Source organism: Streptomyces sp. JNUCC 63 (genome assembly GCF_054366325.1).
Genome location: NZ_CM135963.1, coordinates 8,130,006 through 8,156,334, shown reverse-complemented (window position 1 = coordinate 8,156,334; position 26,329 = coordinate 8,130,006). Strand labels below are relative to the sequence as shown.

The 26,329-nt window shown below is 71.5% G+C and carries 20 protein-coding genes and 4 pseudogenes; 15 read left to right on the top strand and 9 right to left on the bottom strand.

Annotated features, from left to right (window positions below):
- Positions 1-479: 479 nt before the first annotated feature.
- The 4 genes from ACX25U_RS37970 (at position 480) to ACX25U_RS37955 (ending at position 4,729) form a co-directional block, all read left to right on the top strand.
- Positions 480-941: a transposase gene (locus ACX25U_RS37970; protein WP_454386812.1), complete on the top strand. Its 462-nt coding sequence runs from the start codon at positions 480-482 to the stop codon at positions 939-941.
- Between the two features lie 362 nt (positions 942-1,303).
- Positions 1,304-2,860, top strand: a complete 1,557-nt coding sequence (locus ACX25U_RS37965; protein ID WP_454386810.1) for a gamma-glutamyltransferase — start codon at positions 1,304-1,306, stop codon at positions 2,858-2,860.
- Positions 2,853-3,323, top strand: coding sequence for a RidA family protein (locus tag ACX25U_RS37960; protein WP_454386808.1), 471 nt, complete (start codon positions 2,853-2,855; stop codon positions 3,321-3,323). The genes ACX25U_RS37965 and ACX25U_RS37960 overlap by 8 nt, the downstream gene beginning before the upstream one ends.
- The gene (locus ACX25U_RS37955; protein ID WP_454386806.1) at positions 3,320-4,729 is read left to right on the top strand and encodes an MFS transporter; all 1,410 of its coding nucleotides are present in this window, start codon (positions 3,320-3,322) and stop codon (positions 4,727-4,729) included. Before ACX25U_RS37960 ends, ACX25U_RS37955 begins: the two co-directional genes overlap by 4 nt.
- 220 nt (positions 4,730-4,949) lie before the next feature.
- Here ACX25U_RS37955 and ACX25U_RS37950 read toward each other — a convergent pair whose 3' ends face one another.
- Complete coding sequence (locus tag ACX25U_RS37950) at positions 4,950-6,683, bottom strand: PucR family transcriptional regulator (RefSeq protein ID WP_454386804.1); 1,734 nt, start codon at positions 6,681-6,683, stop codon at positions 4,950-4,952.
- Positions 6,684-6,879: 196 nt separating this feature from the next.
- Here ACX25U_RS37950 and ACX25U_RS37945 point away from each other — a divergent pair, with 196 nt between their 5' ends.
- The 3 genes from ACX25U_RS37945 to ACX25U_RS37935 all read left to right on the top strand — a co-directional run bounded on the left by ACX25U_RS37945 (position 6,880) and on the right by ACX25U_RS37935 (position 9,520).
- Positions 6,880-8,280: an aldehyde dehydrogenase family protein gene (locus tag ACX25U_RS37945; RefSeq protein WP_454386802.1), complete on the top strand. Its 1,401-nt coding sequence runs from the start codon at positions 6,880-6,882 to the stop codon at positions 8,278-8,280.
- A 62-nt stretch (positions 8,281-8,342) separates the two neighbouring features.
- Positions 8,343-8,792 carry a GlcG/HbpS family heme-binding protein gene (locus ACX25U_RS37940; protein WP_454386800.1) on the top strand — a complete coding sequence of 150 codons (450 nt, stop codon included), beginning with the start codon at positions 8,343-8,345 and terminating at the stop codon, positions 8,790-8,792.
- A complete protein-coding gene (locus ACX25U_RS37935) occupies positions 8,789-9,520 on the top strand; it encodes a YoaK family protein (protein ID WP_454386798.1) in 732 nt (243 codons plus the stop codon). The genes ACX25U_RS37940 and ACX25U_RS37935 overlap by 4 nt, the downstream gene beginning before the upstream one ends.
- A 77-nt stretch (positions 9,521-9,597) precedes the next feature.
- On the opposite strand, the pseudogene ACX25U_RS37930 reads toward ACX25U_RS37935, so the two are convergent.
- A pseudogene (locus ACX25U_RS37930) lies at positions 9,598-10,506 on the bottom strand (glycerol-3-phosphate dehydrogenase/oxidase); the annotation flags it as partial.
- A 17-nt stretch (positions 10,507-10,523) separates the two neighbouring features.
- On the opposite strand from ACX25U_RS37930, the gene ACX25U_RS37925 reads away from it, so the two are divergent.
- Positions 10,524-10,883: an aldehyde dehydrogenase family protein gene (locus tag ACX25U_RS37925; RefSeq protein WP_454394695.1), complete on the top strand. Its 360-nt coding sequence runs from the start codon at positions 10,524-10,526 to the stop codon at positions 10,881-10,883.
- 171 nt (positions 10,884-11,054) lie between these two features.
- A pseudogene (locus tag ACX25U_RS37920) lies at positions 11,055-11,285 on the top strand (GlcG/HbpS family heme-binding protein); the annotation flags it as partial.
- 50 nt (positions 11,286-11,335) lie between these two features.
- Here the strand turns inward: ACX25U_RS37920 and ACX25U_RS37915 are convergent.
- Positions 11,336-12,727 carry an amidase gene (locus tag ACX25U_RS37915; protein WP_454386796.1) on the bottom strand — a complete coding sequence of 464 codons (1,392 nt, stop codon included), beginning with the start codon at positions 12,725-12,727 and terminating at the stop codon, positions 11,336-11,338.
- On the bottom strand, positions 12,724-14,007 hold the full coding sequence (locus ACX25U_RS37910; protein WP_454386794.1) for an MFS transporter: 1,284 nt from the start codon (positions 14,005-14,007) through the stop codon (positions 12,724-12,726). The genes ACX25U_RS37915 and ACX25U_RS37910 overlap by 4 nt, the downstream gene beginning before the upstream one ends.
- Positions 14,008-14,967: 960 nt before the next feature.
- Here ACX25U_RS37910 and ACX25U_RS37905 point away from each other — a divergent pair.
- From ACX25U_RS37905 to ACX25U_RS37895, 3 genes are all read left to right on the top strand, one after another.
- Positions 14,968-15,348, top strand: coding sequence for a hypothetical protein (locus ACX25U_RS37905; protein ID WP_454386792.1), 381 nt, complete (start codon positions 14,968-14,970; stop codon positions 15,346-15,348).
- Positions 15,345-17,834 (top strand): ATP-binding protein, encoded by a 2,490-nt coding sequence (locus ACX25U_RS37900; RefSeq protein ID WP_454386791.1) that lies wholly within the window; start codon positions 15,345-15,347, stop codon positions 17,832-17,834. The genes ACX25U_RS37905 and ACX25U_RS37900 overlap by 4 nt, the downstream gene beginning before the upstream one ends.
- Positions 17,835-17,898: 64 nt before the next feature.
- A protein-coding gene (locus ACX25U_RS37895; RefSeq protein WP_454385104.1) for an IS3 family transposase occupies positions 17,899-19,091 on the top strand; the annotation gives its coding sequence in 2 pieces (ribosomal slippage) (positions 17,899-18,169 and positions 18,169-19,091; 1,194 coding nt in all).
- Between the two features lie 520 nt (positions 19,092-19,611).
- Here the strand turns inward: ACX25U_RS37895 and ACX25U_RS37890 are convergent.
- Positions 19,612-19,704 (bottom strand): annotated as a pseudogene (locus ACX25U_RS37890) (hypothetical protein); the annotation flags it as partial.
- Positions 19,705-19,902: 198 nt separating this feature from the next.
- Between ACX25U_RS37890 and ACX25U_RS37885 the strand changes: the two are divergent.
- A pseudogene (locus tag ACX25U_RS37885) lies at positions 19,903-20,109 on the top strand (GNAT family N-acetyltransferase); the annotation flags it as partial.
- A gap of 59 nt (positions 20,110-20,168) precedes the next feature.
- Here ACX25U_RS37885 and ACX25U_RS37880 read toward each other — a convergent pair.
- Both ACX25U_RS37880 and ACX25U_RS37875 read right to left on the bottom strand, forming a co-directional pair.
- Positions 20,169-20,567 (bottom strand): (2Fe-2S) ferredoxin domain-containing protein, encoded by a 399-nt coding sequence (locus tag ACX25U_RS37880; protein ID WP_454386790.1) that lies wholly within the window; start codon positions 20,565-20,567, stop codon positions 20,169-20,171.
- A complete protein-coding gene (locus ACX25U_RS37875) occupies positions 20,564-22,546 on the bottom strand; it encodes a heavy metal translocating P-type ATPase (RefSeq protein ID WP_454386788.1) in 1,983 nt (660 codons plus the stop codon). The genes ACX25U_RS37880 and ACX25U_RS37875 overlap by 4 nt, the downstream gene beginning before the upstream one ends.
- A gap of 133 nt (positions 22,547-22,679) precedes the next feature.
- Here ACX25U_RS37875 and ACX25U_RS37870 point away from each other — a divergent pair, with 133 nt between their 5' ends.
- Both ACX25U_RS37870 and ACX25U_RS37865 read left to right on the top strand, forming a co-directional pair.
- A complete protein-coding gene (locus tag ACX25U_RS37870; protein WP_454386786.1) occupies positions 22,680-23,069 on the top strand; it encodes an ArsR/SmtB family transcription factor in 390 nt (129 codons plus the stop codon).
- Between the two features lie 378 nt (positions 23,070-23,447).
- Positions 23,448-23,924 (top strand): histidine phosphatase family protein, encoded by a 477-nt coding sequence (locus ACX25U_RS37865; protein ID WP_454386784.1) that lies wholly within the window; start codon positions 23,448-23,450, stop codon positions 23,922-23,924.
- A gap of 586 nt (positions 23,925-24,510) precedes the next feature.
- Here ACX25U_RS37865 and ACX25U_RS37860 read toward each other — a convergent pair.
- Together ACX25U_RS37860 and ACX25U_RS37855 are read right to left on the bottom strand one after the other, a co-directional pair.
- Positions 24,511-25,158, bottom strand: coding sequence for a transposase family protein (locus ACX25U_RS37860; protein WP_454386783.1), 648 nt, complete (start codon positions 25,156-25,158; stop codon positions 24,511-24,513).
- 238 nt (positions 25,159-25,396) lie between these two features.
- Positions 25,397-25,861, bottom strand: coding sequence for a hypothetical protein (locus ACX25U_RS37855; protein WP_454386781.1), 465 nt, complete (start codon positions 25,859-25,861; stop codon positions 25,397-25,399).
- Between the last annotated feature and the right edge of the window lie 468 nt (positions 25,862-26,329).

The window sequence follows — 26,329 nt, the reverse complement described above, 5'->3', positions numbered from 1 at the left end:
GGTGATGGGAGTTCGCACGCTTCCATCCGTTGCAACCAGCAAGGCACCTCGTAAGTGAAGTCCTCCCACAGCCCGGCGGCGGTGTTCGCCGCGATCGTCGCCACGAGGCTGCGCAGGGGGGCGGCAGGCTCCGGCAAGGGGGGCGGCGAGTCTGCTGCGTGAGGCGCTGACCACGGTGCGGGCCATGGGGATCACCGCGCAGATCATCGTGCGCGCCGACTCGGCGTTCTTCTCCCACAAGGTCGTCGACGCCTACAGGAAGGCCGGGGCCCGTTTCTCGCTGGCTGTCGCGGTCAGGATAGAAGATCCGCGAAGCGATCGCGTCCATCGCCGAGGACGCCTGGACGCCGATCGAGTACACCGCCGCGGTCTGGGACGACGAAGACGCATGCCGGGTCTCCGACGCCGAGATCGAATTCACCGCGTTCACCAGCAAGAAGAAACAGTTCCACACCACGGCCCGGCTCATCGTGCGCCGCGTGAAACGCCTGAACCCCAAGAGCGTTCCTGAAGGGCAGGCCGAGCTGTTCGGCGTCTGTCGCCACCACGTCATCTTCACCGACAGCCCCTTCGAGCTGGTCCAGGCCGAACCGATGCACCGCGAACACGCCCAGGTCGAGCAGGACTTCGCCGATCTGGAGGACTCCGCGCTCGCCCGTCTGCCCTCGGGGAAGTTCACCGCGAACTCCCCCAGAGGGGGACCCCCAGCCTGGCTGGCCCTGGCCGCCACCGCCTACAACCTCACCCGGGCCGCCGGCCGCCTCGCCTCCGCCTTCCACGCCAAGGCAAGGACCGGCACCATCCGCCGCCACCTGATCCACGTTCCGGCCCGGATTGCCACCAAAGCCCGGACGATCACGCTCCATCTCCCTCAGCGCTGGCGGTGGGAAGACGACTTCACCGACCTGTGGACCGCCACCGGACAGCGCCTGCGCACCTGAACCCGCTGCCTCGACCTGCCCGCCCACCACCCGAGGACCCTGGAGAACCCGCCACCGGAACGGCCATCCGACACACAACCCTGCCCGAAAGATGCACATTGTCCGGAAGATTATTTGTGCAGAGTGCGGGCGGGAAGGGCTTGGCGTTTCCGCGGTATTTCCCCCTGGGGTGCAGGAGGGGTTTCCGGGGCCGCGAAATGTGCAGAGCGCCCAGCACGACGCACTGTTCGAGGTCAGCCTGCACATGGTTCACCGCGGACGGGCCGACGGATACTCCCGGCATGGTCGAGTCCCAGACGTCTGCCTCAGCCGGGGCACAGGGCGCTACCCCCCGGCGCACATCGGTACTGTCCGCCGGCGGCATGGCCGCCTCCGCCCACCCCTCCGTCACCTTCGCCGGCGCCGCCGTCCTCGCCGACGGCGGCAACGCCGTGGACGCCGCCCTCGCCATGGCGGCCCAGTCCTGGATCGCGCTGCCCGGCCAGTGCGGCGTCGGCGGCGACGCCTTCGCCGTGGTCCGCGAGCCGGACGGCCGGGTGTGGACGGTGTGCGGCAGCGGCTACGGCCCGGACGGCGGCGACCACGCCTTCTATACGGACCGGGGCCTGTCCGCCGTGCCGGTGACCGGCCCGCTGTCCGTCGCCGTCCCCGGCGCCCCGGCCGCCCTCGCCGCACTGCACGCCGCGGGCGGCTCCTGGGAGCTGTCCCGGCTGTGGGAGCGGGCGGCCCGCGCGGCCGAGGCGGGCCTGCCCTGCACCGAGAAGACCCGCGGCGACATCGCGGACACGGCGGCGGCACTCAGACAGGACGCGCAGGCGGCACGGGCGCTGTTGCCCGGAGACCGGCTGCCCGACGTCGGGCAGCAGCTGCCGCAGCCGGACCTCGCGCGGACGATCCGGGAGCTGGCCGCCGACCCGGCCGGCTTCTACACCGGCGCCTTCGCCGAGCGAGCCGTCGCCGCGCTCAAGGGCGCGGGCGCGCCGTTCAGCGGCGAGGAGTGGGCGCTGTGCGGCGACGTCGCGCCGCAGCCCGCGGTCACCGGGAGCTACGCGGGCCGCACCGTCCACCAGACGCCGCCGCCCTCCCCCGGCTGGATGGCGGTGCAGCAGGCGGCGCTCTGCGACGGCCGCCTCGGCGGCATGGAATGGCTCGGCGCGGAGGCCGTGCACCTGCTGGCCTCCGCCGCGCGGCTGTCCTTCGCCGAGCGGGTGGAGCGCTGCGGCAGCGACAGCGACACCTGGCGGGAGTCGCTCACGCCCGAGGCGATCGCCGTGGCCCGCAAGCGGATCGCCTTCGGCGACATCCCCCGCGGGTACGCGCGCGCCGCCGACGGCGACACCACGTCCATGGTCGCGGTGGACGCCGAGGGCCGCGCGGTGAGCTTCATCCACTCGCTCGCCTTCACCTTCGGCTCGAAGACGACGGTTCCCGGCACCGGGGTGCTCCTCAACAACCGCCTCGGCCGCGGCGCGTACCTCGTCCCCGGCCACCCCAACGGCGTCCAGCCCCGCCGCCGCCCGCTGCACACCCTCAACGCGTGGCTCGTGACGAACGCCGCCGGCGAGCTGGAGCACGTGGGCAACACCCCGGGCGGCGACGGCCAGGTGCAGTGGAACACCCAGCTGCTCTCCCACCTCCTCGACCACGGCCTCGACCCGCAGACGGCGGTGGACGCCCCCCGCTTCACCATCCACCCCGGCAGCGACGCCGACGTCCTCGACCAGCCGGACGAGCTGCGCTGCGAGAACCGGCTCGGCGGCGGCGTGCTGGACGCGCTGCGTGCCCGCGGGCACGCCGTACGCGAGACCGGCGCCTGGGACGCCGGCGGCAGCGGCATGGTGATCTCGGTGGACGCCGGGCGCGGCTGCCTCCTCGGCGGCGCGGACTCGCGGCAGGACGGGGTGGCGGTCGGTGTCTGACACGGCTCCCCGCCCGCAGGGCGACTACCGGGCCGCCGTGGTGGACGGCGGCTTCGCGATGAGCGCCGGCATGACGCCGCGGATCGACGGCCGGCTCACGGTCACCGGCGTCGTCGGCCGGGCGGTCGCCCTGCCGGCCGCGCAGGAGGTGGCGGGCCTCGCGGCCCGCAACGCGGTCGCCGCGATCGCCGCAGAGCTGGGCGGCGACAGCGGCCGGATACGCCGGCTGCTGCGCATGACGGTGTACGTGGCCTGCGCGGACGGCTTCCACGAGCTGTCGAAGGTCGCCGACGGGGCCTCCGCGGGGCTGCGCGCGGCGCTGCCGGACGCGGCGCTGCCCGTACGGTCCGCGATCGGCGTCCGCTCGCTGCCCGGCGGCGCGCCGGTCGAGATCGAGCTCACGGCGGCGGTGGACGGTGACGGCACACAGCCGCCCGACGCGCCTTCCGGCACCCGCCCGTGAAGGCCGTCCGCTGGGGGCTGCTCCCGCTGCTCACCGCCACGCTCACCACGACGATGGGCAACACCGTCGTCAACGTTCCCATGACGGCGATCCTCGCCGACCTGCACGCGCCGCTGAGCCGCGGCGTCCTCGTCGCCACCGCCTTCCCGGTGACGCTGGCCGCGCTGATGCCGCTCTCCGGCTGGCTCGGCGACCGGTTCGGGCACCGGCGGGTGCTGTGCGCGGCCATGCTGTGCATGGTCGTCGGCGCGGGAGGCGCGGCGCTGGCGCCGAACCTCCCGGTGCTGGTGGCCTTCCGGATGGTGCAGGGGCTGGCCGCGGCGCCCGTGCTGCCCCTGGTGATGGTCCTGGTGGTGCAGGTCCTCGGCGAAGAGCGGCGCGGCCGGGCGCTGTCGCTGTGGGCCGCCGCGAACGGTGCCGGACAGGCGCTCGGCCCGACGACGGGCGGGCTGCTGTCGGAGCTCTTCGGCTGGCGGGCGGTGTTCTGGCAGATCGTGCCGCTGGCCGTGCTGGTGGTGCTGGGCGGACGGCTGCTGCTGCCCGCCGACGACCGGAGGGCGCCCCGCCCGCGGCTGGACTGGCCGGGCGCACTGACAATCACGGGCACCGCCGCGCTGTTCCTGGTGTCGACGTCCGCCGTGCCCTGGCAGGGGGTGGGCGCGCCCATGGTGTGGGGTACGGCGGTGGCCGGGCTGCTCGCGCTGGCCGCCTTCGTCCTCGTCGAACGCGGCCGCCCCGCCCCGTTCCTGCGCCCCCGCCATCTGCTGGAGCTGCGCTATCTGCGGTCGTCGGCCGCCGCCGGAACGCAGATGTTCGCGCTCGGCGCGGTGCTGCTGGCCACGCCCGCGTACCTGGTCGGCACCCGCGGCCTGGCGCAGTCCACCACGGGTGTGGCCGTGCTGGCGCTGCCGCTCGCCATGGTGGGCCTCGCCACGCCCGCCGGCCGCGCCACCGAGCGCTTCGGCGGCCGGCCGGTGATGACCTGTGGCCTGCTGGCCCTGGTCATCGCCCTGGTGCTGCTCGCCGTGGCAACCGGGCTGCACGCGGGGCCGGTGCCGGTGGTGGCTTCGCTGGTGCTGGCCGGTGCGGGGGTCGCGTTCGTCCAGACACCGGCGGCCACCGGTGCCTCCCGCTCGAAATCCGGCCGTACGGGCGCGGGCCTGGGCTTGTTCAGCACGACCCGCTTCGGAGCGAGCGCCCTGGGCGCGGCGTGCGTGGCCTTCCTAGGCACGTCGCCGCCAGACCTGGTCCGCGTCTACGCCACATGCGCGACCCTGACAGCGGCAGCAGCGATCTTCGCGACGACGAAGGCCGGCTCCACCCCGGCTGCTCGAGCGAAGCCGAGAGCTTGGGGGAGGGCGGGCACCGTCTCCGCCGGCCGCCGACGTGACCAGCGCCGGGCCTGACCGGGGCGCTTACAGCAGGGCGGCTGCGTGGTAGGGGTGGGGCAGCTCTCGGGCCTCTTTGCCCGCCTGTGCCGCCCTTTGGGCGGTCCCAGTCGCTTAAAGAGGCGGCGGAGCCACCGGGCTGCCCCGGTCGCCGAAGAGGGCGAGCATCGCCAGCCGCCCAGGAGGCGGGGCGGAGCCACCAGCGCCGCCCGCTCCAGGCGGGGCCGAGCTGCTCCTCCTATGCCGGCGGTGAGAGTTCGGCCTGCAGGACTCGCAGAGAATCGTTGAGCGTCTCGATGCGATGCGCCAGCCACACCGTGAACTGCGTCTCCGCCGACCGCACATCCATCTGCAGCGCCCGCGACGCCCGCTCCAACTTGTACAGCATCGTGTTCCGGTGCAGCTGCAGCCGCCGCGCGGCGGCATTCAGATTCCCGGACTCCGCGATGTACGCCAGCACGACCTCCTCCAGGTTCCCGGTCTGCCCGTCCGCCCGCCGCAGTGGTTCCAGCACCTCGGCGGCGAACTCCCGCCCCTGCGCGGAGTCCGCCGCCGCCTCGACCGCCGCGAACACCCGCAGCTCCTCGTACCCGCACACCTCCGGCACCGGCACCCGCCCAGACAGCTCCAGCGCGATCCGCGCCTCCCGGTAGCCCGCGGCCACCCCCGCCGCGCCCAGCGCCATCCGCCCGTACGCCACCTGCGCCGCGCCACCCGCACGATCCGCCACCAGCCGGTGCAGCTGCCGCCCGAAGCGCCGCAGCTCGGCCTTCTCGCCCGGATCGCCGAATTCCGCGACGACCACCAGTAGCTGCCCCATCAGCGCCGCCATCGTGAAGCCCGCCGACCCGCGCAGCGCGCCCACCGCGCGCGGCAGCGACTGCGCCCGGGCGGCCGGCCCCACCGCCTGCATCGGGACGACGTAGACCGCGTGCGCCGCCTCGGTGTCGAACCGGTAGTGCCGGGAGCGGGCCTGGAGCTCGTGCACGTCGGTGAAGCGCCCGTGCACCAGCGTGTCCAGAAAGTCGTCCCGGGAGCGCTCCTCCGCCTCCGTGACCGAGCGCTGCCGCAGGATCTCGGACGCCACCAGCGGCGCGCCCTGCTCGACGATCACCCGGTGCTGGGCCAGCGCGTGCTCTCCGGGCGGCAGCACGGGCTCGACGACGGCGACGGTGCCGTACGGCTCGCCGGCCACCCGCACCGGCGCGGTGACCACGTGCAGTTGCTCGCCCCAGGGCGCGGCGGCGACCAGGTCGTGGGCGCCCGCATGGCCGTGCCCGTGGTCCGGCGCATGGTCGGCCGCCATGTCGTCACCCGACTCAAAGGCGTATCCCTGCTGCTTGTGCACCGCCTCCGCCAGCTCCCGCCACTCCGCGTCGCAGGCCGCCCGGTCCCGCTCGGCCCGGGCCAGCAGCTCGCCGTCCTGGTCCATGATCAGCACCGAGCCGCCGGACAGCGTGGCCATGGACCAGGCCAGCGCCGGCAGCCCGGAGCCGGCGGCGAAGACCTCGCCCAAGGTGCGGTGCACGCGGACGCTGTACTCCAGCACGTGCGCCGTGTCGGCGATCGCCTTGACCGCCACCAGCCGGCTCACCCGGTGGTAGTCGGCCTCCGGCGCCAGCCGTACGAGCGGCAGCCCGGCGCTGTCCGCGGCCCGCATCAGCGGCCCGAAGTCCGGCTCGGTCCCCGGCCGCAGCCGGGCGAGCACCACGGCCGCCCGGCGCGCCGCGAGCCCGGCCAGCAGCCGCCGGCAGTCGGTCGCCGAGACCAGCTCGGCGGCCGTCCCGTATACGGCTATGCCGGCCAGGTCCGCCCCGGCCACCGGCCGCTGCGGGCCGGGGTCCGGCGGCAGCTCAGCCAGCGGCAGGCACCACGTGACCGGCCGCCTCAGTCCCGCCTTGCCGCCGAGCAGCCGCCCGCGGAGCACGGGCTCGGCCAGCAGCGATTCGACGGTGAGACCCCTCTTGTGCATGCCATCTTGTGCCATCTGCCTACATCCTCCTGCGGCGAAGGTGCGGTTTGTACGAAGCCGCCTGGCCGTGCGCGGCGAATGCTGGTTCACACAAGGCAGAGATACGAGCCCAGCGACGCCGGGTCACGGCCGACGAGGACGTGGAGGTCATCTTGACGGGAAACCTTCTTGCACACCAGACCGCTGGGATGACTCCATGACGACGCTCACGTCCTACAACCCCGCGAACCCCTCCGAACTGGTCACCGAGGTGCCGGCGGCCGGCCCCGAGGACGCCGTCGAGGCAGTGCGAACTGCACACGGCGCCTTCGCCGACTGGTCCGCCGCCCCGGCCGGACGCCGCGCCGAGGCGCTGCACGGCGCCGCGGCCCAGCTGGCCGCCGAGGCGGTGGAGCTGGCTGAGCTGATCTCCCGGGAGGAGGGCAAAACGGTCGGCGCCGCCCGGGGCGAGGTCGCCAAGACCGTCGAGCAGTTCCGGCTGGCGGCGCAGCTCGCCTTCCTCGCAGAGGGCAGCACCTATCCCGCGGAGTCGGCCGCGGTGTCCGCGTTCACGCTGCGGGTGCCGCTCGGTGTCCTCGTGGCCATCACGCCGTGGAACTTCCCACTGTCCCTGGCCGCCCGCAAGATCGCCCCGGCGCTGGCGGCCGGCAACACCGTCGTCTTCAAGCCCTCGCCGGTCACCCCCGGGGTGAGCGAGCGGCTGGCCGCCGCCTGCCACCGCGGCGGCGTGCCCGAGGAGGCGCTGCGCGTCGTCCAGGGCGACGACCCGGAGGCCATGGCGGCGCTGGCCGGCGCCCCGGAAGTGCGGGCCGTCACGTTCACCGGCTCAAACCGCACCGGTGCCGCCCTGCACCGCGCGGTACGGCCCGGGGTGCGCGTCCAGTTCGAGCTGGGCGGCCACAACGCCGCCCTGGTCTGCGCCGACGCGGATCTGCAGCACGCCGCCGCCGAGGTCGTCGGGGGCGCCTTCGGCCTCACCGGGCAGGTGTGCACGGCGACGGACCGGGTGCTGGTGGACCGCTCGGTGGCGGCGGAGTTCACGGAGCTGCTGGCCGAGCGGGCCGCGAAGCTCACCGCGGGCCGCGGCGACGACCCGGCCGCGGCGATGGGCCCGGCGGCCACGGCGGCACAGCGCGACCGCGTCGCCGCCCTCCTCGACTCCGCGGTGGCCGCGGGCGCGAAGATTGCCGGCCAGGGCACCCTCGTCCCCGGCACCGACCCGGCCGGCCACTGGCTGCTGCCGACGCTGCTCACGGACGTGCCGGCCGACCACCCGGCGATCACCGGCGAGATCTTCGGCCCGCTGCTGTCCGTCGTCCCGGTCGACGGCCCGGAGCAGGCCCTGGCGGAGATCAACGCCGACGACCACCGCCTCGTCACCGCCATCCACACCCGCGACCTGGCCACCGCGGGCCGCTTCATCCGCGCGGCCCGCTACGGACTGGTCAAGGTGAACGAGCGCACCACCGGCAACGGCGTGGCACCCCCCTTCGGCGGCTGGGGCGCCTCCAGCTCCGGCGCCTTCCCCGAGGGGGGCCGCACTGCGCTGGACTTCCTCACCGACACCAAGACCGTGTACTGCAACGTCCTGGCCTGACGACGGCCCGTACCGACGGTCCGTACGACCGAGCCCGAACCAACCCACCCGACGGGAGAACCATGCACACCGTCCACCGCCTGACCCTCGAGGACTCCCTGATCATGCTGGAGGCCGCCGAGGCCGAAGCCGAACGGATCGGCGTCAAGCAGACCATCTGCATCGCCGACGACGGCGCCCACCCGATCGCCCTGCACCGGATGACCGGCGCCCGGCTGACGGGGGTCGAGATCGCCATCGCGAAGGCGTTCACGGCCGCGGGCCACCAGCGCGCCACCCACCTGTTCAACGAGGAGCCGAAGGGCCCGGCCCTGCCCGGCAACGAGGCGTTCGGCATCCAGCACATGCACCCCGGCCGCTTCGCCGCATTCGTCGGCGGTTTCCCGGTGGTGTACGAGGGTCAGGTGATCGGGGCCGTCGGCGTCAGCGGCGGCAACGGCGAGCAGGACAAGGCGGTCGGTGCCGCGGCGCTGGCGGCCTTCGAGCGGAAGATCGCCGTACGGTCCGCATGACCGCCGCCTCCACCGCAGCAGCCGATGGGGTCCCTGACGGGCCCCCCGGCATGACCGGGCCCGCGCCGGACAGCACGTCTCCGGCGCGGACCCCTCACCGCCGAACCGACCTCGCACTCCTGCTCCTGACCCTCGCCGCCGGCGTCACCGACGCGGTCTCCTTCCTCGGCCTTGGCAGCGTCTTCACCGCCAACATGACCGGCAACCTGGTCATGGTCGGCATGGCCGTCGGCCGGGGCGAGTCCTGGACGGAGATCCTGCACGGCGACGTGCTCCGCTGCACCGCGTCCTTCGCCGGCTTCACGGCGGGCATGCTGGCGGGCTTCCGCCGCCCCGCCCGCACCGGGTCGTCCGCGCTCCACGGCACGCTCGTCCTGCACCTGGTCTTCCTGACCGGCTGGGCGGCGACGGGCACCCATCCGGGCACCGCCGCGGGCGCCGGCCTGATCCTGGTGTCGGCCACGGCCATGGGCCTGCAGACCGCCGCCGCACGCCGGATGGACCGGGCCGGGATCACCACCACGTTCGTGACCGGCACCCTCACCTCGCTCATCTCCGGCCTGGCCGACGGCGACCGCACCCACGCGGGCCTGCGCACCGCCGTCCTCGGCGCCCTGCTCGTCGGCGGAGTGGCGGGCGGCCTGCTCATCGTGTGGGCGCCACCGGTCGCGGCGATGGTGGCGCCCGCGGCCACGGCGGCCGCACTGCTCCTGCGCGGCCGGGCGTAACCGCTCCGGGCCGGGCGCGTGGCTCCGCGCCCGGCCCGGCCGCCACGCCACCGCGGGTGCCACGACTACCGCGACTACTACAGGGGCACTGTGTCCGGCGCGCCCAGCCGCACCGCGTCCGCCGCCTGGTCGTCCGGCTCATCTGCCACTCGCGCTCCGCCTCCACCCGCTTCTCGTAGTGCTCGGCCTTCTCCACCTGCTCCTTGTCCCAGCCGAGCACCGTCGCCATCAGCTCGGCGCACTCGCGCGCCGAGCGCGTCCCGCGGTCGAAGGTCTCGATGGAGATCCGGGTGCGGCGCGTCAGCACGTCGTCGAGATGCCGGGCGCCCTCGTGCGACGCCGCGTACACCATCTCCGCCCGCAGATGGTCCTCCGCGGCGGCGATCGGCTCCCCCAGCGCGGGGTCGGCGGCGACGAGGTCCAGCAGCTCCTTTGTCATCGACCCGTACCGGTTCAGCAGGTGCTCGATCCGCGCCACGTGCCGGCCCGTGCAGGCCGCCGTGCGGCCCGCACGTTCCACAGCGCGTGGTAGCCCTCGGCGCCGAGCAGCGGCACTCCTCCGTCACACAGTCCGCGACCCCCTGGTCGAGCGCGTGCACGGCCTCGTCCACGGCGTCCTTCGCCATCACCCGGTACGTGGTGTACTTGCCGCCCGCCACCACCACGAGCCCCGGCACCGGACGCGCCACGGTGTGCTCGCGGGACAACTTGCTCCTCGCCTCCGACTCCCCGGCCAGCAGCGGCCGCAGACCGGCGCAGACGCCCTGCACGTCGTCGCGGGAGAGGGAGGCCGCGAGCACGGGGTTCACGTGCTCCAACAGGTAGTCGATGTCCGCACTCGACGCCGCCGGATGCGCCTTGTCCAGGCCCCAGTCGGCGTCGGTGGTCCCGACCATCCAGTGCCGCCCCCACGGGATGACGAAGAGGACGCTCTTCTCCGCCCGCAGGATCAGCCCGGTGGTGGAGTGGATCCGGTCCCCCGGCACCCGGCGCGTTCACCGAGCTGTCGAGCAAGGAGGTGACCCGGCTCCGGGTGGGCCCGGGCGAAGACGCCACCCGCGCACAGCGTGACCGGCTCGTCGGGCTGCTCAACTCCACCCCAGCCGCAGGGGCACAAGCGGTCGGCCGCGGAAGCCTGCTGCACGATCTCGATCCGGAGGGGTACTGGGTCATTCCGACCCTGCTGGCAGGCGTATCCGAGGACCACCCGCTGAACACAGCAAAGATCTTCGGCCCGCTGCTCAGCATCGTGCCCGTCGACGACCCCCAAGAGGGAATCGACGTGATCAACGCGGACCCACACGGCCTGGTGACCGCCGCGCACACCCGCGACCTCGGCACCACCGGCCGCTTCGTGTGGTAAGCCCGCTCTGGCATCGCCAAGGTCAACGACCGCACGACCGGCCACGGCGTCGCCCACCCGTTCGGCGGGTGGGGCGCCTCCAGCTCCGGCTCCTTCCCCGAGGGCGGCCGTACGGCCCTGGAATTCGTCACCGACACCCAAGACCGTCTACTACGGCTGTCTGGAGTCCTGATGTTCACCGTGCACCGGCTGACCCTCGAAAACGCCCTGATCATGCTGCAGGCCGCAGAGACGGAAGCCGAACGAATCGGCGTGAAGCAGACCATCTGCATCGCCGACGACGGCGCCCACCCCATAGCCCTGCACCGGATGACCGGCGCACGCCTGACCGGAGTGGAGATCGCCATCACCAAGGCCTTCACGGCGGCGGGCCACCAGCGGGCCACGCATCTCGGGGCCCACGACTGGCATCCTCAGCTGCCCACCGCCTCCAAGACACCGCCGCACGCTGGTCAGACGCCGACCAGCCCAGCCGGGTCGACCGGCATGCTGGCGCCGACGGCGGCCTCGATGATGCCGGCCAGCTCGGCACATCGCCGTTCGTGCCAGGGCGGGGCGACGATCTGCACTCCGAGCGGGCCGGTGGTTCCGGTGCTCACCGGGACCACAGCCACCGGGCTGCCCACCGCCGACATCGCGGTGACGAACCGCATCGAGTCGATCACTTGGTGGGCACGTTCGGCGTCGCCAGTGTCCATCCCGATCTCGAACGGTGGCTCGGTGGCCACCGGGCCGATGATGGCATCGAAACCCGCTGCGAACTCATGCCATTGCGCAGTCAGTTCGGTGAGCCGTTTCAGCGCTGCCAGGTAGCCGGGGAGGTCGACCGCCGGGAAGTAGTTCTCCATGTGGGACAGCGATCTCAGCGTCGTCCGCTCATCCCCGAGCATCCGGTTGGTGTGCCAGCCTGCCCGCGTTTCGGCATAGACCACCGTTCCACGGACTTGTTCGAGGTCGCGAATTCCGGGCGGGTCGATCAGCTCGATGTGCGCCCCGGCATCGGCCAGGATCGACGCCGCCTGGTGCACCGCCGCGCTGACCTCAGGATCGACACCGCCGCCGCCGGGACTGGTGACCACGCCGATTCGGCCACCGTCGATGCCGTGCGGCGACGGTGTCGGTGCCGGAAACCGATCCGGTCGGCCGTCCAGGACGGCGCTCAGCCCGAGCCAGTTGTCCGCCACGGTTCGGGAGAGCACGCCCTCGACCCCGAACAGCCGTGTCCCGTAACTGGCGTTGATGCCGTCCGGCGGAGTGAGCCCGACGGTTGGCCGGATGGCTACCACGCCGCAGCACGAGGCTGGGTGCCGCAGTGAGCCACCCTGATCGTTGCCCTGGGCCAGCGGAATCATGCCGGTGGCGACCGCGGCGGCCGAACCGCCGCTGGAACCGCCGGCAACCCGACCCGGAGCACACGGGTTTCCGGTCGCCCCGTACAGCGGGTTGTCCGTATGCCAACGCAGCGAGAACTCCGGAGCGTTGGCCAGCGCGACGATGATCGCGCCCTGCCGGCGCAGTGCCGTCACCACCCAGGAATCCGCGACCTCCGGGGTGGTGGCCAGCCCCGGGCAGCCGTTGCTGGTCGGCACCCCGGCCACAGCAGTGTTGATCTTTATCGCGATCGGGACACCCGCCAGGGCACCATCGGCCTCGACCTGTCCGGAGTCCAGTGCAGCCGCTTCCGCTCGCGCCCGCTCGACCAGGCGCACCGGCAGCGCATTCACCAGCGGGTCCACCCGTTCGATCCGCTCCAGGTGCGCCTCCAGCACCTCGCCGGCGCGCACCTCTCCTCGCCGGACCAGCGCCGCGAGCTGCTCCGCCGACAGATGCCACAGCTCACTCACTGGACTACCTCCAAGTCGACGTCGCGGGTTTCGGGGCCGAGCCAGGCGCCGAGCGCGGCCACCACACCGCCGACCACCACCAGCACCACCGGGGTGTAGACGTACGGCATCACGTTGGCCAGGCCGAGCATGTAGACGCTGTAGAGCGAGGGCAGGATCACCGCCACCTGATACCCAACCGCCCAACCGGTCGAGCGGACCTCGGTCGGAAACCGTTCGGCAATGTAGGTGCAGACCACCGGGAACAGGCCGGTAGCCAGCACCATGCACACGCCCACCAGCGCCATCGTGACGACCAGCGAGCCGCCGTGGTCCGCGTTGGCCAGCGCCAACGCGTAGAGCCCGGCGCCGACTGTTGCCACCGAGATACCTCCGCCGAGCAGCAGCCGTCGTCTACCGATGCGCTGGCCGAGCACCGCATATCCGAAGTAGCACGCGGCCAGCACGATGTTGGCCACGATCAGCGAATAGGTCACCGTTGATGCGGGACGGTCCAAGTACGTCACCAGGACACCGGGGACAGCTGAGGTGATGGCGTGAAACCCCATCCAGATCCCGGTCATCAGCAGCAGTACCTGCAGCAGCGATCGGCGGTTACGCCCACGCATCAGCTCGACCAGCGGCCGCCGCCCGGCCCCGGAGCCGGCGGACGCGCCCCGCCACAACGGTGATTCGCCCACCACCCGGCGGAAGTAGACCAAGTAGGCCAGCGTCAGCAGGCCGCCGAAGACGAACGGGATGCGCCAACCCCACTCCACATAGGGCGAACCGGGGCCGTTCGCAGGCACCAGCTGCAACATCACCGCGGTCACGAGGGAGATGGTCGCGGCCCCGAGCGGATAGCCGACGTTGGTATAGCCGCCAACCAGACCCCGCATCGGTTTCGAGGCCACCTCCATGGCCAGGGGGGTCAGTCCCGCAGTGGCACCACCCATGAAGATCCCGCCAATGAACCGGACGGCGGTCAGCAGCACGAAAGAGGCGATACCCCAGACGGCATAGCCGGGCAACGCCGCGGTGAGCAGCGTGCAGATGCCGACTCCCGGGATCGCGACTACCGTGGCGGCGCGGCGTCCCACCGAGTCGGCGATGTGACCGAAGATCACCGAACCCACCGGACGAGCCAGCAGGGTTGCCGCGAACACCACGTAGAACATCGTAGTGCTGGCCGACACCCCCGAGCCCGGCGGCACGAAGTGTGCCATTGCGGGTGCGAGCACGACCGCGGGCAGGTAGATATCGACGACGTCGACGAAGAACCCGATGGTGGCGGCATGCACCACCCTCCGCTGATCTCGGCCCATACGGGGCTTCCGACCGGTTCCCCCGACCGGTTCGGTGTGGTGCTGCACAACCTGGTCGCCAGCGCTTCCCATCGCAGTCCCGCCTCCAGCACACGCTCGGTATGATAGGAGACTAAAGTCTCCGGATCAGCGACGACGGGTTCAACGTGCACTCTGCCTCGCATGTGGGGCTTGAATTGTGAACCTCGCCCAGGAACGGGCCCTGCTCGGGCATCACCGTCTCTGATCGGCCTGCCCAAGCCGCCCGGTAGACGCTCTCGTCGAACAGGGGAACTCCGACAGCCTTCAAGCCGCCGCTCTCGCTGGCTCATACCGGTCGGAAACCGCGCCAGGAACTGTCCGAGCAGAGCGTGACCCGTCTCCCGCCCTCCGCTCTCCCCGGCCTCGCGCTCGAAGGGTCGAACGGCATGACGGAAGTGTTCGGCCGGGGCCGATGTCAGTGCTGTTCATCGCTGCCTCGCGCCGTGGTGAAGGCCCGGGCGGTGAGAGCGACGACCACGCTCGGAAGCCGCAGCCACTGGGTCGGATCTGCGTTTGCCCTGGTGACTCAATGGGTGTGTGCTGGAAATGGAAGCCGTGGCCCTTTGTGGTGTGCTCTGTAGGCGCGCGGAAAGAGACTCGCATGGGCAGCATCTGGGTATGTGAGCACTGCGGCAGGGAGGTTGCGGCAGGGAGGTACCGGCCGGCGTCACCGCGTGCCCCGGCTGCAGACGTACGTTCACACTGTGGTCGCCGGGCGAGCGCGCCGGACCGTCGTGGCCTCCGCCGCCGACTGCCCCGCCCTCGCCCGTCGCCAGGCATCGACCGGGCGGCGGCGAGTTCGCTCCGGACCCGCCGTCCTCACGGCCTCCCCGGTTCCCCGAGGAGCCTGCCGACACCCCGCCGTCCTCGCCCCCGGCACGCACGCTGCCATCCTCCGGCGAGACCGTCGAAGGCATGGTGCGCGGCCTTCAGATACGGATCGAGCGCCGGAGCCAGACCGAAGACGTCACGGTCTGGGCCTTCCGGCTCGAGCGCTACAACGACGCCGGACAGCGCGTCATGTTCATCCCCGTCGAGATGCGGGGCATCGGCTTCGAGGGCTCCATCCACGACGGCGACTGGGTCCGCACTCGCGGCCGCATACGGTCCGGTACCCTGCACGTCAGCCGCCTCGAGAATGTGACCACGGGCGCCGGTGTGCAGGCCAAGCAGACGCCGAAGATCGTCTGGGTCTTCGCCGTCATCTTCGCCTGCGCCGTCCTGGCCTTCATGGGCTGGGTCGCCTTCAACCTCTTCTTCGGGGCCCCGGTCGGCGGTCCGGGTGAGCTCCCATGACCGCCGACGACCTGACGGCAGCGAGTCTGGACCACCTCCAGCGCGTAGGGTTCACGCCGCCACCGTCCACTCCGGCCGACCGGCTGACCCGGGCGCCGGGAGAGCTGCGGACGGTCCTGCGCGCGACCAGCGTGGGACGGCTGGACAAGGGCTCGGCGCTCGCGGCTAGCAGCGGGCCGGGCATCCCGATCACCAGAGACCTGCTGGTCACCCTGAACAACTACATGGTCCCCATGGCGTTCGTCGTCAGCACCCAGCCCGGAAACACCGCCGTCCACTTCGGTACCTGGCTGCCGGCAGAAGCATCCGCCCAGTCGGCCGAGTGCAACGGCCGGCTACTCGCCACCGCCCTGAGAACCCTGTACCTCACCATCGAACTCGTGGCCGACGAGCCGGCGATGGACAGATGGCCGATCGGTGGCCTGGTCATGGGCATCCCCACACCCAAACCGCCGGACGCCACCGACGGCGCCGCGCAGCTCGACCGCCTGCTGCGCGCTCTGCGCCGGCTGAGCTGGGCCGCCCTGATCCTGGCTCAGCCGGTCGGCGAGGGCTTCGTACGGGATCTGAAACTCCGCCTGATCAACGAGATGCGCTCGGTGCAGACTGCCAGGGCGCTGGGCGGAGTGCCGAGCCCGCTGGCGGATCACTACATGGAGCTTCTCGACAAACAGCTCAGGGCCTTCACGGACGGCCAGAGCAACGGCGCTTGGCGCACCGCGGTCTATCTTCTCGGTGACGAGGAGGGCTACGAACAGGTGGCGAGTCTGTGGCGCGGCGTCTTCTCCGGAGGGCTCTCCCTTCCTGAGACGGTGCGTGTCTGGGACCGGCAGGACGTTCCGGGGCTCGCCTCGTCATGGGCGATGATCGACCCGGTTCCCGACACCGCAGCCCCCGGCTACTATCGCCAGCCCTTCCAGCATCAGACCCTCCTCACTTCGACACAGCTCGCCGCCTACGTCCACCTGCCCAACCTGGAGACCAACGGGTTCTCGATCCGCCTCGCCCCCGCCTTCGACGTCGTACCCGGAACGGTCGCGACGCAGCAGAGCGTGCTCCTCGGGCAGGTTCTCCAGCAGGGTGCGACCACCGCCACCCCCTACGGAGTAACCCCCAAGAGCCTGACGCGTCACGCCTTCGTCGCCGGCGTCACAGGCTCCGGCAAGACGAACACGATCCTTCACCTGCTCACCCAGATCCACCGACGGGGTACTCCGTTCCTGGTCATCGAGCCGTCCAAGACCGAGTACCGGGTGCTCCTGGAGCATCCGGAACTGACCGGGCGGCTACGGGTCTTCACGCCGGGCAAGGAGGACCTGGCCCCGCTGCGGCTCAATCCTCTCGAAGTTCCGGCGGGCACGTCGGTCAGCGAGCGCCTGGATCTGCTGCGGGCCGTGTTCGGTGCCAGTTTCGCGATGTGGGGTCCCCTTCCGCAGGTTCTCGAACGATGCCTCCACGAGGTGTACGAGGACCGCGGCTGGAACCTGAGCACCAACCGCAACCTCCGCCTGGGCGAAGGGGAAGTGCCCTGGAGCGCGTTCCCCACGCTGGGCGACCTCAGCGCCAAGGTGCGGGAAGTCGTGCCGAGCCTCGGTTACGAGCAGCGGACCACGGACGACATCCAGGCCGCACTGACCACCCGGCTCAACTCGCTGCGAAGTGGGGGCAAAGAAGCCGCGCTCAACGCCGCGGCATCCCTTCCCATGCGTGAACTCCTCGACGTACCCGCCGTGATCGAGCTCGAGGGCATGGGCGACGATGACGACAAGGCCTTCCTGATCGGTCTGCTGCTGATCCGACTCGCCGAGCACCGCCGTGCCGCCGGTCAGGCCCAGGACCTCACCCACCTGCTGGTGATCGAGGAGGCGCACCGGCTCATCAGCAATGTGACACGCGGCCGTTCGGAGTACGTCGCCGACCCGCGCGGGCAGGCGGTGGAGACCTTCACCAACCTTCTGTCGGAGATCCGCGCCTACGGGCAGGGGGTCCTCATCGCCGACCAGGTACCCGTGCGCCTGGCTCCCGATGTCGTCAAGAACACCAACCTGAAGATCGCTCACCGGGTGGTGGCCTCGGACGACCGTGCCGTGCTCGGCGGCACCATGTCGATGAGTGACGCGCAGCAACGGTTCGTCAGTACTCTCGGAATCGGCCAGGCCGCCGTGTACAGCGAAGGCGACGACGCGCCGCTGCTGGTCGGCGTCCCGCGGGTGAAGAACGGCGAAGGATCTCCCGACGACTCACGAGTCAGGCAGGCGATGACCCGCTGGCGTTCGGCGAGCGGCCTGGAAGCGCTCTACCTGGCTCGGCCGTTCTGTGCCCAGACCTGCGCCGATGCCCCGTGGGCGTGCAAGGCGGCCCGCACGCTCATGGAAGACCCGTTCGTCCAGAGAACCGTCGCGCGCGTCGTGCTCTCGACGGCCGAACACCCGCAGGCTCTGGACCGTATGTGGCCTGAACTCCTCAGCGTGCTCCGGGTGAGCTGACCCCGGTTTCGTGGAGTCCCTGAAGCCAGGCTTATGATCCTGGCCCGAAGGAGAACCACGAGCAGTGCCAGCACCACGTAAGTACCCGGACGAGCTCCGCGAGCGGGCCGTCCGCGAGGTCCGCGCCACCGGCCGTCCGATTGCGCACGTCGCGAAGGATCTGGGCATCCACAAGGAGGCCCTGCGCGGTTGGGTCCGCCAGGCCGAAGCGGACGCCGGCGAGCGCGACGACCGGCTGACCACCGCTGAGCGGGAAGAGCTGAAACAGCTCCGCAGGGAGAACTCGGAGTTGAGGCGGGCGAATGAGATCCTCAAGGCCGTGAGCGCGTTTTTTGCGGCCGAACTCGACCGTCCCCGGACGAGGCCGACCAGGTGATCGAGCACCTCAGGGACAAGGGTCTCGGGGTCGGGTTCGCCTGCCGGGTGCTGGGGCTGTCCGAGTCGGCGTACTACGCGCGCAAGAAGCGGCCGAAGTCGGCCCGCCGGCTGCGTGACGAGCAGCTCATGCCGTTGATCAAGGAGGTCCACGCCGAGTCGGGTGGCACCTATGGTGTCCGCCGGATCACCCGCGCGCTGCGGCGCAAGGGCATCCAGGTGGCCCGCTGCACCGTCGAGCGGCTGATGGCCGAGCTGGGTCTGGAGGGCGTCATCCGCGGTCAGCGGCGGCGGACCACCGTGCCTGATCCGTCGGCGCCGAGGCCGCCGGACCTGGTCGACCGGGACTTCACCGCATCCCGGCCGGACCAGCTGTGGGTGGCGGACATCACCTATGTCCGCACCTGGACGGGCTGGGTGTACGTGGCGTTCGTCCTGGACGTGTTCTCCCGGATGATCGTCGGCTGGCAGGTCGCGAACCACATGCGCACCGACCTGCCGCTGGACGCCCTGGAGATGGCGTTGTGGAGGAGGCGGATCAAGAAGGATTCCGGGCTGATCCATCACAGTGACAGGGGGTCGCAATATGTGTCGATTCGCTACACCGACCGGCTCGCCGAGATCGGCGCCGCCGCGTCGGTCGGCTCCGTCGCGGACTCGTACGACAACGCGATGGCCGAGGCGCTGAACGGCACGTTCAAGGCCGAGCTGATCGAGATGCAAGGGCCCTGGACCGGCTTCGATCAGGTCGAGCGAGCAGTGTTCCAGTGGGTCACCTGGTACAACGAGGAACGGCTCCACTCCGCCCTCGACTACGTACCGCCCGCCGAGTACGAACGCGACTGGTGGCGGCAACAGGAAGCCACCCCGCAGTCCGCCTGAAACAAGACCGCCGGACTCTACGAAACTCGGGACAGCTCAACACGGCCTGCCCTGCCGGCGTCTGTCGGCTGAATCGTGACCCACTTCGGGGCGCTTGAGAACCCAAGCGGCCCAAGTGGGGCACGATTCACCGCTGTGGCGGTCCAGCGTTCCCTCCCGGTCGGCGCACGCCTGGACGAGAGCGCGTACCGACTCCAGGGCCTGGCCGTACAGTGCGGCCGTCTTCGGGGTGGAGTACGCGCCCGCGTCGAACGTTTAGCGCGGCTGCGGCGCCGCTGACCGACCTGCTGCAAGGCGGCCCCTCCGAACCCGTGTGGCACCCGGTCCGGAATCCCGGCAGCACCGTGAGCTGGAGTCACTCCCCCGAGCCTGGAGACGCCCCGCGCAGCCCCTGCCCGCCCTGGCGCAGGAGTCGCGCACCGCCCCGGCCACAGCTGGTCACAGCGTTGCGCAGCCAGTTGAGCCTGCAGTGCCGGTTGGTGGCCCAGGCGGCAGGTGCTCCAGCTGCGGCCGTCGCATATCAGCGCGCCGGACCGTTCCAGTGGGCCAGGTGGCAGGCGACCGACGCGGTGCTGCGCATCCCGACGTCGTGGGCGAGCTGCCGCACCGACGGCCCCTCACCCTTGTCTTAGATCCACCGCCGGATACAGCGGAGAAACTCCTCTTCCCGCTCGGTCAGGTGCTCCGAGCGCCGATTCACCATTGCCCCTGCCGGGCGCGAACCTGGTGGCGCAGCTCGGCCCGTGCGGCCGGCCCGGCCCGCTCCAGTAGGAGTGCCACAGCAGTCGGACGGACAGCCGCTGCAGCCGACGGCGCAGCACTGATGACCGAGGCTCACAGAGTGGTCCGTGAGGAGATGGGCCTGGAACAACTCCACCTTGCAGCACGAGGCGGAGTCGGCCTGGAACAGTTCTACGGACGACTGGGCTGAAAGGAGGTCGGTCGCTGGCCTGGGGCCCTGCGCCTCGCTCCCGGCGATGACCGTGACGAAGTGCTCATGGTCCTCAGCCTGCTCTGACCCTGCTTGTGTCGGATGGACGCGAACACCCAGGCAGCCGGAGGCTACAGAACAGCCACTCAGTCCTCCACGGCCCGCCGTACGCGCCGGGAGGGGCCGAACTCGTACAGGTCGAGGATGTCCGGCGGCTCGGCGAGCCCCGGACCGCCGGCCCGCACCCAGGCCACGATGTCGTCCGTCGCGTCGGGGTCGTTGACCAGTCCGAGCCAGACCGGCCGCCCGCCGGCGGCCCGCCCGGCCGGGGACGGTTGTACGACGATGACGTTGGCCTGCTCGCAGCTGTCGAGGCAGTTCACCGCCCGGACCTGGGCCCTCGGGCCCAGCGCGGCCTTCAGTGTGGCGAGTTGGGCGGCGTGGTCGACGCCGGGGATCTTGGAGGTGCCGCAGCAGCAGCCCCGGCAGACGGTGACCGTGCACCGGGGCGCCGCCTGCGCCGTGGGTGCCTTGCGGCGGCTCACTCGGCGGCCCGCTTCCAGGCCGCCTCGCGCAGCAGTCGCAGTCCGTTGAGGCCGACGATGACGGTGGAGCCCTCGTGGCCCGCGACGCCCAGCGGCAGAGGCAGGTGGCCGACCAGGTCCCAGACGACCAGGCCGGCGATGAACACTCCGGCGATGACGAGGTTCTGGATGACCAGGCTGCGGGCCCGGCGAGACAGGGAGACCACGGTGGGGACCGTGGCGAGTTCGTCGCGGACGATGACCGCGTCGGCGGTCTCCAGGGCCAGGTCGGAGCCCGCCCGGCCCATGGCGACGCCGGTGTGGGCGGCGACCAGCGCGGGTGCGTCGTTGACGCCGTCGCCGACCACCATCGCCTTGCGGCCGGCGGCTTCCAGTCGCCTGACCGCGTTCACCTTGTGTTCGGGCAGCAGCCCGGCCCGTACGTCCTGGATGCCGACCTCGGCGGCGAGGTGGGCGGCGGCGCGCGGGTTGTCGCCGGTCAGCAGCAGGGGCGGCGTCCCCGTCAGGGAGGTCAGCGCCGCGGCGGCCGCGGCGGCGTCGGAGCGCAGCCGGTCGGCGATGCCGAGCATGCCCGCTGGCACTCCGTCCACCGTGACCAGCACTGCCGTCCGGCCTCCGTCCTCGAGCTCACCGGCGAGCACCTCGGCCTGCGCCGAGTCGGCGTCTGCGGCCTCGCCGAGAAGCCGGGCCGGCGCTCCGACCTCGACCACGCGCCCCTCGACGGTGGCCCTCACGCCGACCCCGGGCGTGGAGGCGAAGTCCTCCGCCACCGGCAGGGTGAGCCCGCGCTCACGCGCCGCAGCCACGACGGCCCGCCCCAGCGGATGCTCGCTCGGGTGCTCCGCAGCGGCCGCGAGGATCAGCAACTGGCCCGCGTCGAGCCCGGAACCGGTCGCGGGGCGGATGTCGGTCACCCGCGGGGTGCCCTCGGTCAGCGTGCCGGTCTTGTCGAACGCCACCGCGTCGACCTGTCCCAGCCGCTCCATCACCACCGCCGACTTCACCAGCACGCCGTGCCGCCCAGCGTTGGCCATGGCCGACAGCAGGGGCGGCATGGTGGCCAGCACAACCGCGCACGGCGAGGCGACGATCATGAAGGTCATGGCCCGCAGCAGCGAGTCGGTGAGGTTCGCGCCGAAGGCGAGCGGCACCAGGAACACGGCGAGGGTCGCCGCCACCATGCCCAGCGAGTAGCGCTGCTCGACCTTCTCGATGAAGAGCTGGGTGGGCGCCTTGGTCCGGGACGCCTCCTCCACCAGGCGCACGATGCGGGCGATCACCGTGTCGGAGGTGTCGCGCTCGACCCGCACCCTCAGCGCACCGGTGCCGTTAAGAGTGCCGGCGAAGACCTCATCGCCCTTCTCCTTGGCCACGGGCAGCGGTTCGCCGGTGATGGTCGCCTGGTCCACGTCACTGGCCCCGTCGAGCACCCGGCCGTCGGCACCGACGCGCTCTCCGGGCCGCACGAGGATGGTGTCGCCCACAACCAGGCCCTCGACCGGGACCGATGTCTCACCGCCGTCGGCGTCGACGCGGGTGGCGGTGGCCGGCGCCAGATCGAGCAGCCCGCGCACGGAGTCGGCCGTGCGGGCGGTGGCCAGCGCCTCCAGCGCGCCGGAGGTGGCGAAGATGACGATCAGCAGCGCGCCGTCCATCGCCTGCCCGATGGCCGCCGCGCCGAGTGCGGCCACGACCATGAGCAGGTCGACGTCGAGGGTCTTCTCCCGCAGTGCCTGCAGACCTGCCCAGCCCGGCTCCCAGCCGCCGGCCGCGTAGGTCAGTGCGTACAGCGGGCCCCATGCCCATGCCGGGGCGCCGGTCAGCTGCAGCGGCAGCGCGAGCAGGAAGAAGACGGTGGCCACGGCTGCCCAGCGCGCCTCGGGCAGCGCGAAGACCCGGGTACGGCGATAGGGCGCACCCCCGTCGTGCGGAAGCGCGGCGCGGTTGGCGGCCGTGGCGGGCGCGAGTGTGGAGGTCATCGGAGCGGAGGTCCTTCGCGACAGCATGACGTGATCGCGGGCAGCCGGACACCGGCGCCGCTACATCCACCGTACAGGATCAAATGAATAGTCATTCATGTGTTCATGGGTTCTGCTCCGTAGGATGAAGGCCATGGGCCACGGAGCTGACGCCAAGACCACCGCCACCGCGCGCGAGCGCCTCGAAACCGTGGGCGCCGCCGACGTCGCCGCCACCCTCCAGGCCCTGGCCACGCCCTCCCGATTGCGGATCCTGGCCCGCCTGCAGGAAGGCCCGTGCGCGGCGACCGAGCTGGCCGACGCCGTCGGTATGGAGCAGTCGGCCTGCTCCCACCAGCTGCGCCTGCTGCGCAATCTGGGTCTGGTGACGGGCGAACGCCGGGGCCGGTCGGTCATCTACGCGCTGTACGACAACCACGTCGCCGAGCTGCTGGAGCAGGCCCTCTACCACGTGGAGCACCTGCGCCTCGGCCTGCGTGACACCCCGGCCGAGGCCCCGGCGACGGTGGCCGGCGCCCGCTGAGTCATCCCTGGCACAGCCACCGCATCTGCCCTCAGCGTGGATCCATCCATCGGATCGGAGGTCCGCCAGGTGGCCGGGCCCGCACTGGTCAGTTGGCAGGGACGTTCCGGACTCCTGGCGGATGGCAACGGCAGGAGCGTGCGCAGACCCTGGAGCACGTGACGTGGAATGTGTCGACCGCTCGTGCTCCGCGTCGTGGAGCCGGTGGCGCTGACAGCCATGCGGCTGCCGCCGGAAAACACGTCACCGCGGCATGCCGGGCCAAAGAGGAGGGCATCTGCATGACGATCCGCCTGACGCTTCTGTGCGCGCCCAGCAGACACGGTCTTCGGTGACGCCCCGCTCAGTGAGCGCGAGCTCCAGGGCGCGGGCGCCGCCGTGGCATCGCTTCCTGCGCACTCGTCGGCCATGAGATCGCCTTCGTCCGGCTCAGCGCTGACCGCCGCAGTCCTCGGACTGAAGGCCGCAGTGGAGCCCGCACTGCGCGACCTCGACTACGGCACCTGGCGCGGCCGCACAGTGGCCGACATCGCCGCCGCGGACCCGTACGGATACAGCGCCTGGCTCACGGACCCGGATGCCGCGCCACACGGAGGCGAAACCGTACGCGAACTCTGCCGCCGTGTCGCGCACTGGCTCAGCGCCCTGCCCCCAGACACGGGCCGCGCACTGGCTCAGCGCCCTGCCCCCAGACACGGGCCGCGCGCTGGCCATCGCCGAACCAGCCGTGATGCAGGCACTACTCGTCCATGCTTTGTCCGCACCGGTCCAAGTCTTCTGGACACTCCAGGTACCGCCTCTGTACACCGGCTCCTTGACGTGGCGCGATGGCGTCTGGAGTGCCCAGCCGGCTGACACGTCTTCCGTCCGCGGCCTTGGCCAGCATCCGACTCTGCCCATCACCGTGCTGACCGCGCCCCGGCGCACGGTCGGCGACCGCGGCACCTACCTCTGTGGGGAAAGAGCGGCCTGACCCAGGCCAGCCATACGGGAAGGGCGCGTCCGGCGACGCTGCCAGCCGGACAGTCCGCTAGAGCGAGACAGGCAGTGATGCGCTGCCCAGCGGCTCGCGCCGCATCCCGAACACCGAGCGTCGGCCGAGGCCCCGGCCGTCGTGGCCGGGGCCAGTGCTGGAGCAGTCGCGTCACCTCATCCCGGTACCGGAACCGGCTTGGCCACGAGGTACCCGGCACGGTGCAGCCGTGACACGAGCCCTGCACAGACGAGTCCAGTGCTGGTGCCCGGTCCCCGAGGTGCTGACGGCCTGGACCCGGCCCACACAGACCGCTTCCGCCAGCCCGGCTCACACGGCTTCCTCTCGCGGACGCGGAGTCACTGAGCTTCCTCCAACTTCGAACCCGCAGGTCATCGGGGCTGGTGTGAGTCAGCGATCTCGTACTCGTACTGGTCGCGGGCGGTTGCCTGCTCCCAAGATCGTCTGTCAGCGTGCGACCTCGGTGTTGGTCAGCACGAGCAGCGCCCGTAGCAGCGTGGTCGCGTAACGGGACGACAGCCGGAGCTTGGTGAGGATGCGCCAGTTCTTCAAGTGTGCGAAGGCGTGCTCGCAGACCGCGCGGACGGACGCGATCAGCTTGTTGACCTGCTTCTTCGCCTTCGTGAGTGGCTTGGTGCGGGCGGCCTTGTAGCCGGTGATGACCACGGGGTTGTCCGGGTCGTCGTCCAGGCCGGTGAAGCCGAGGTCGCCGATGGCGCCCAGCTCGTGGGCGCGCAGGTGCTCGACGAGCCTGTTGTAGCGGGCGGTGGTGATCTCCGAGGAGCGTCCCGGGCGGGCCGCGGAGATCCACAGCAGGCGGCCCTTGTCGTCGGTGAGTGCGAGGAAGAGCAGGCCGTGGGTCTTGTGTTTCCCGCTGTAGTTGCGGCGGTTGTCTTTCCCGGTGCGGCGCCGGGTGCGGATCAGGGTGCCGTCGACCAGGACCACGTGGCCACCCTTTCGGGTGACTTTCTTCAGCGCCCGGTCCAGCCGTGGGGCCCGCGCGGCGAGCAGTTCGATCACCTCCATCACCCAGCGGCGCACCGTGGTCGCGGAGATTGCGGTTGCCGCCCGCCATGTCGGCAAGCCGCTGGTCATGGCGGAGAACGGCAAGGACGATCGTGGCGATTCTTCCGGGCGGCAGCTTCCGCCACCGCGAGCCGATCTTCTTCAGGTGGCCGCGCAGCAGGTCACCGAGGAAGGCCAGGGTGGCCGTGGACAGCGTGAGGCTGGACTGGTAAACAACCGTCTCGGTGCCCCCGACGGGGCTGGTCTTGTTTCGCATACGACACCAACTGCCGCCGGGGGACCTTCGGTTACGGTCCTGGGCGGACGCTCACAGCGTGGTGGTGAACTTCCCGTCGGCCGGCTTGCGCAGCCAGCCCCGCTCGGCCAGCCGGTTCAGCTTCGCGTGCAGCGCCTCCGAGCGGGCCGGCTCGGAGGACATCCCCAGCCCGGCGCAGACCTGCCTGACCATGACCGGCCCGTCCGCCCGCCGCACCACACCCATGATCCGCTGGTAGTCCGCGGGCAGCACCGCCTCGTCCATGCCCCGCTCGCGCGGCGGCACCAGCAGCACCGCACGGCCCGCGACCTGCCCGGCAGCCGGTGCCGGCACCGCTTCCCGCTCCACGCGCAGCTGCTCGGCCAGCCGACGCGCAACCCGCTCGGCCACGGCGAGCTCCTCCAGCTCCTCGCGCACTTCCTGAAGCTGCTGACTCAACTTCTCCGCCTGCAACTCCAGTTCCGCTCTGCGGGCCGTGATCAGCTCGCGAAGGTCCGGTTCCGCGTCCTGGGCCACCCGATGCACCTCCCGCCCGGATCGTACGGACAGGCGCCCCGCGCACGCCGGGAAACCCGTGGATCCGTGATCGCCGAAACAGCAGACGATCTTGAGCTCCGACAACCGCCCCCGACCAGCGCGAGAGCACGATCAACGACTCACACCAGCCCCGTAACCAGCAACTTCAAGATGGTGGATCTTCACTGGACCATGACCCGGAGCTCGGAACCGCCCTTCGCGGAGGTTCACTGGCACTTCGCCAAGGCGCTCGCGGAACTGCTGGGCCGTGGCCAGTCGACCGGAGATGTCCGGGACGGCATCGGTCCGCACACCGCCGCCTGGTGGCTGTCCCGCTGCTGGCGGGCCGCTCCTTCCGCGCGGCCATCGTTCCCGACCACGACAGAGTGGAGACCGAACCGACGGCCCCGGCACTCCGGTCATCGCCGCCCCGGAAGGGAAAGGAGCCGGACGGGCCATGACCACGTC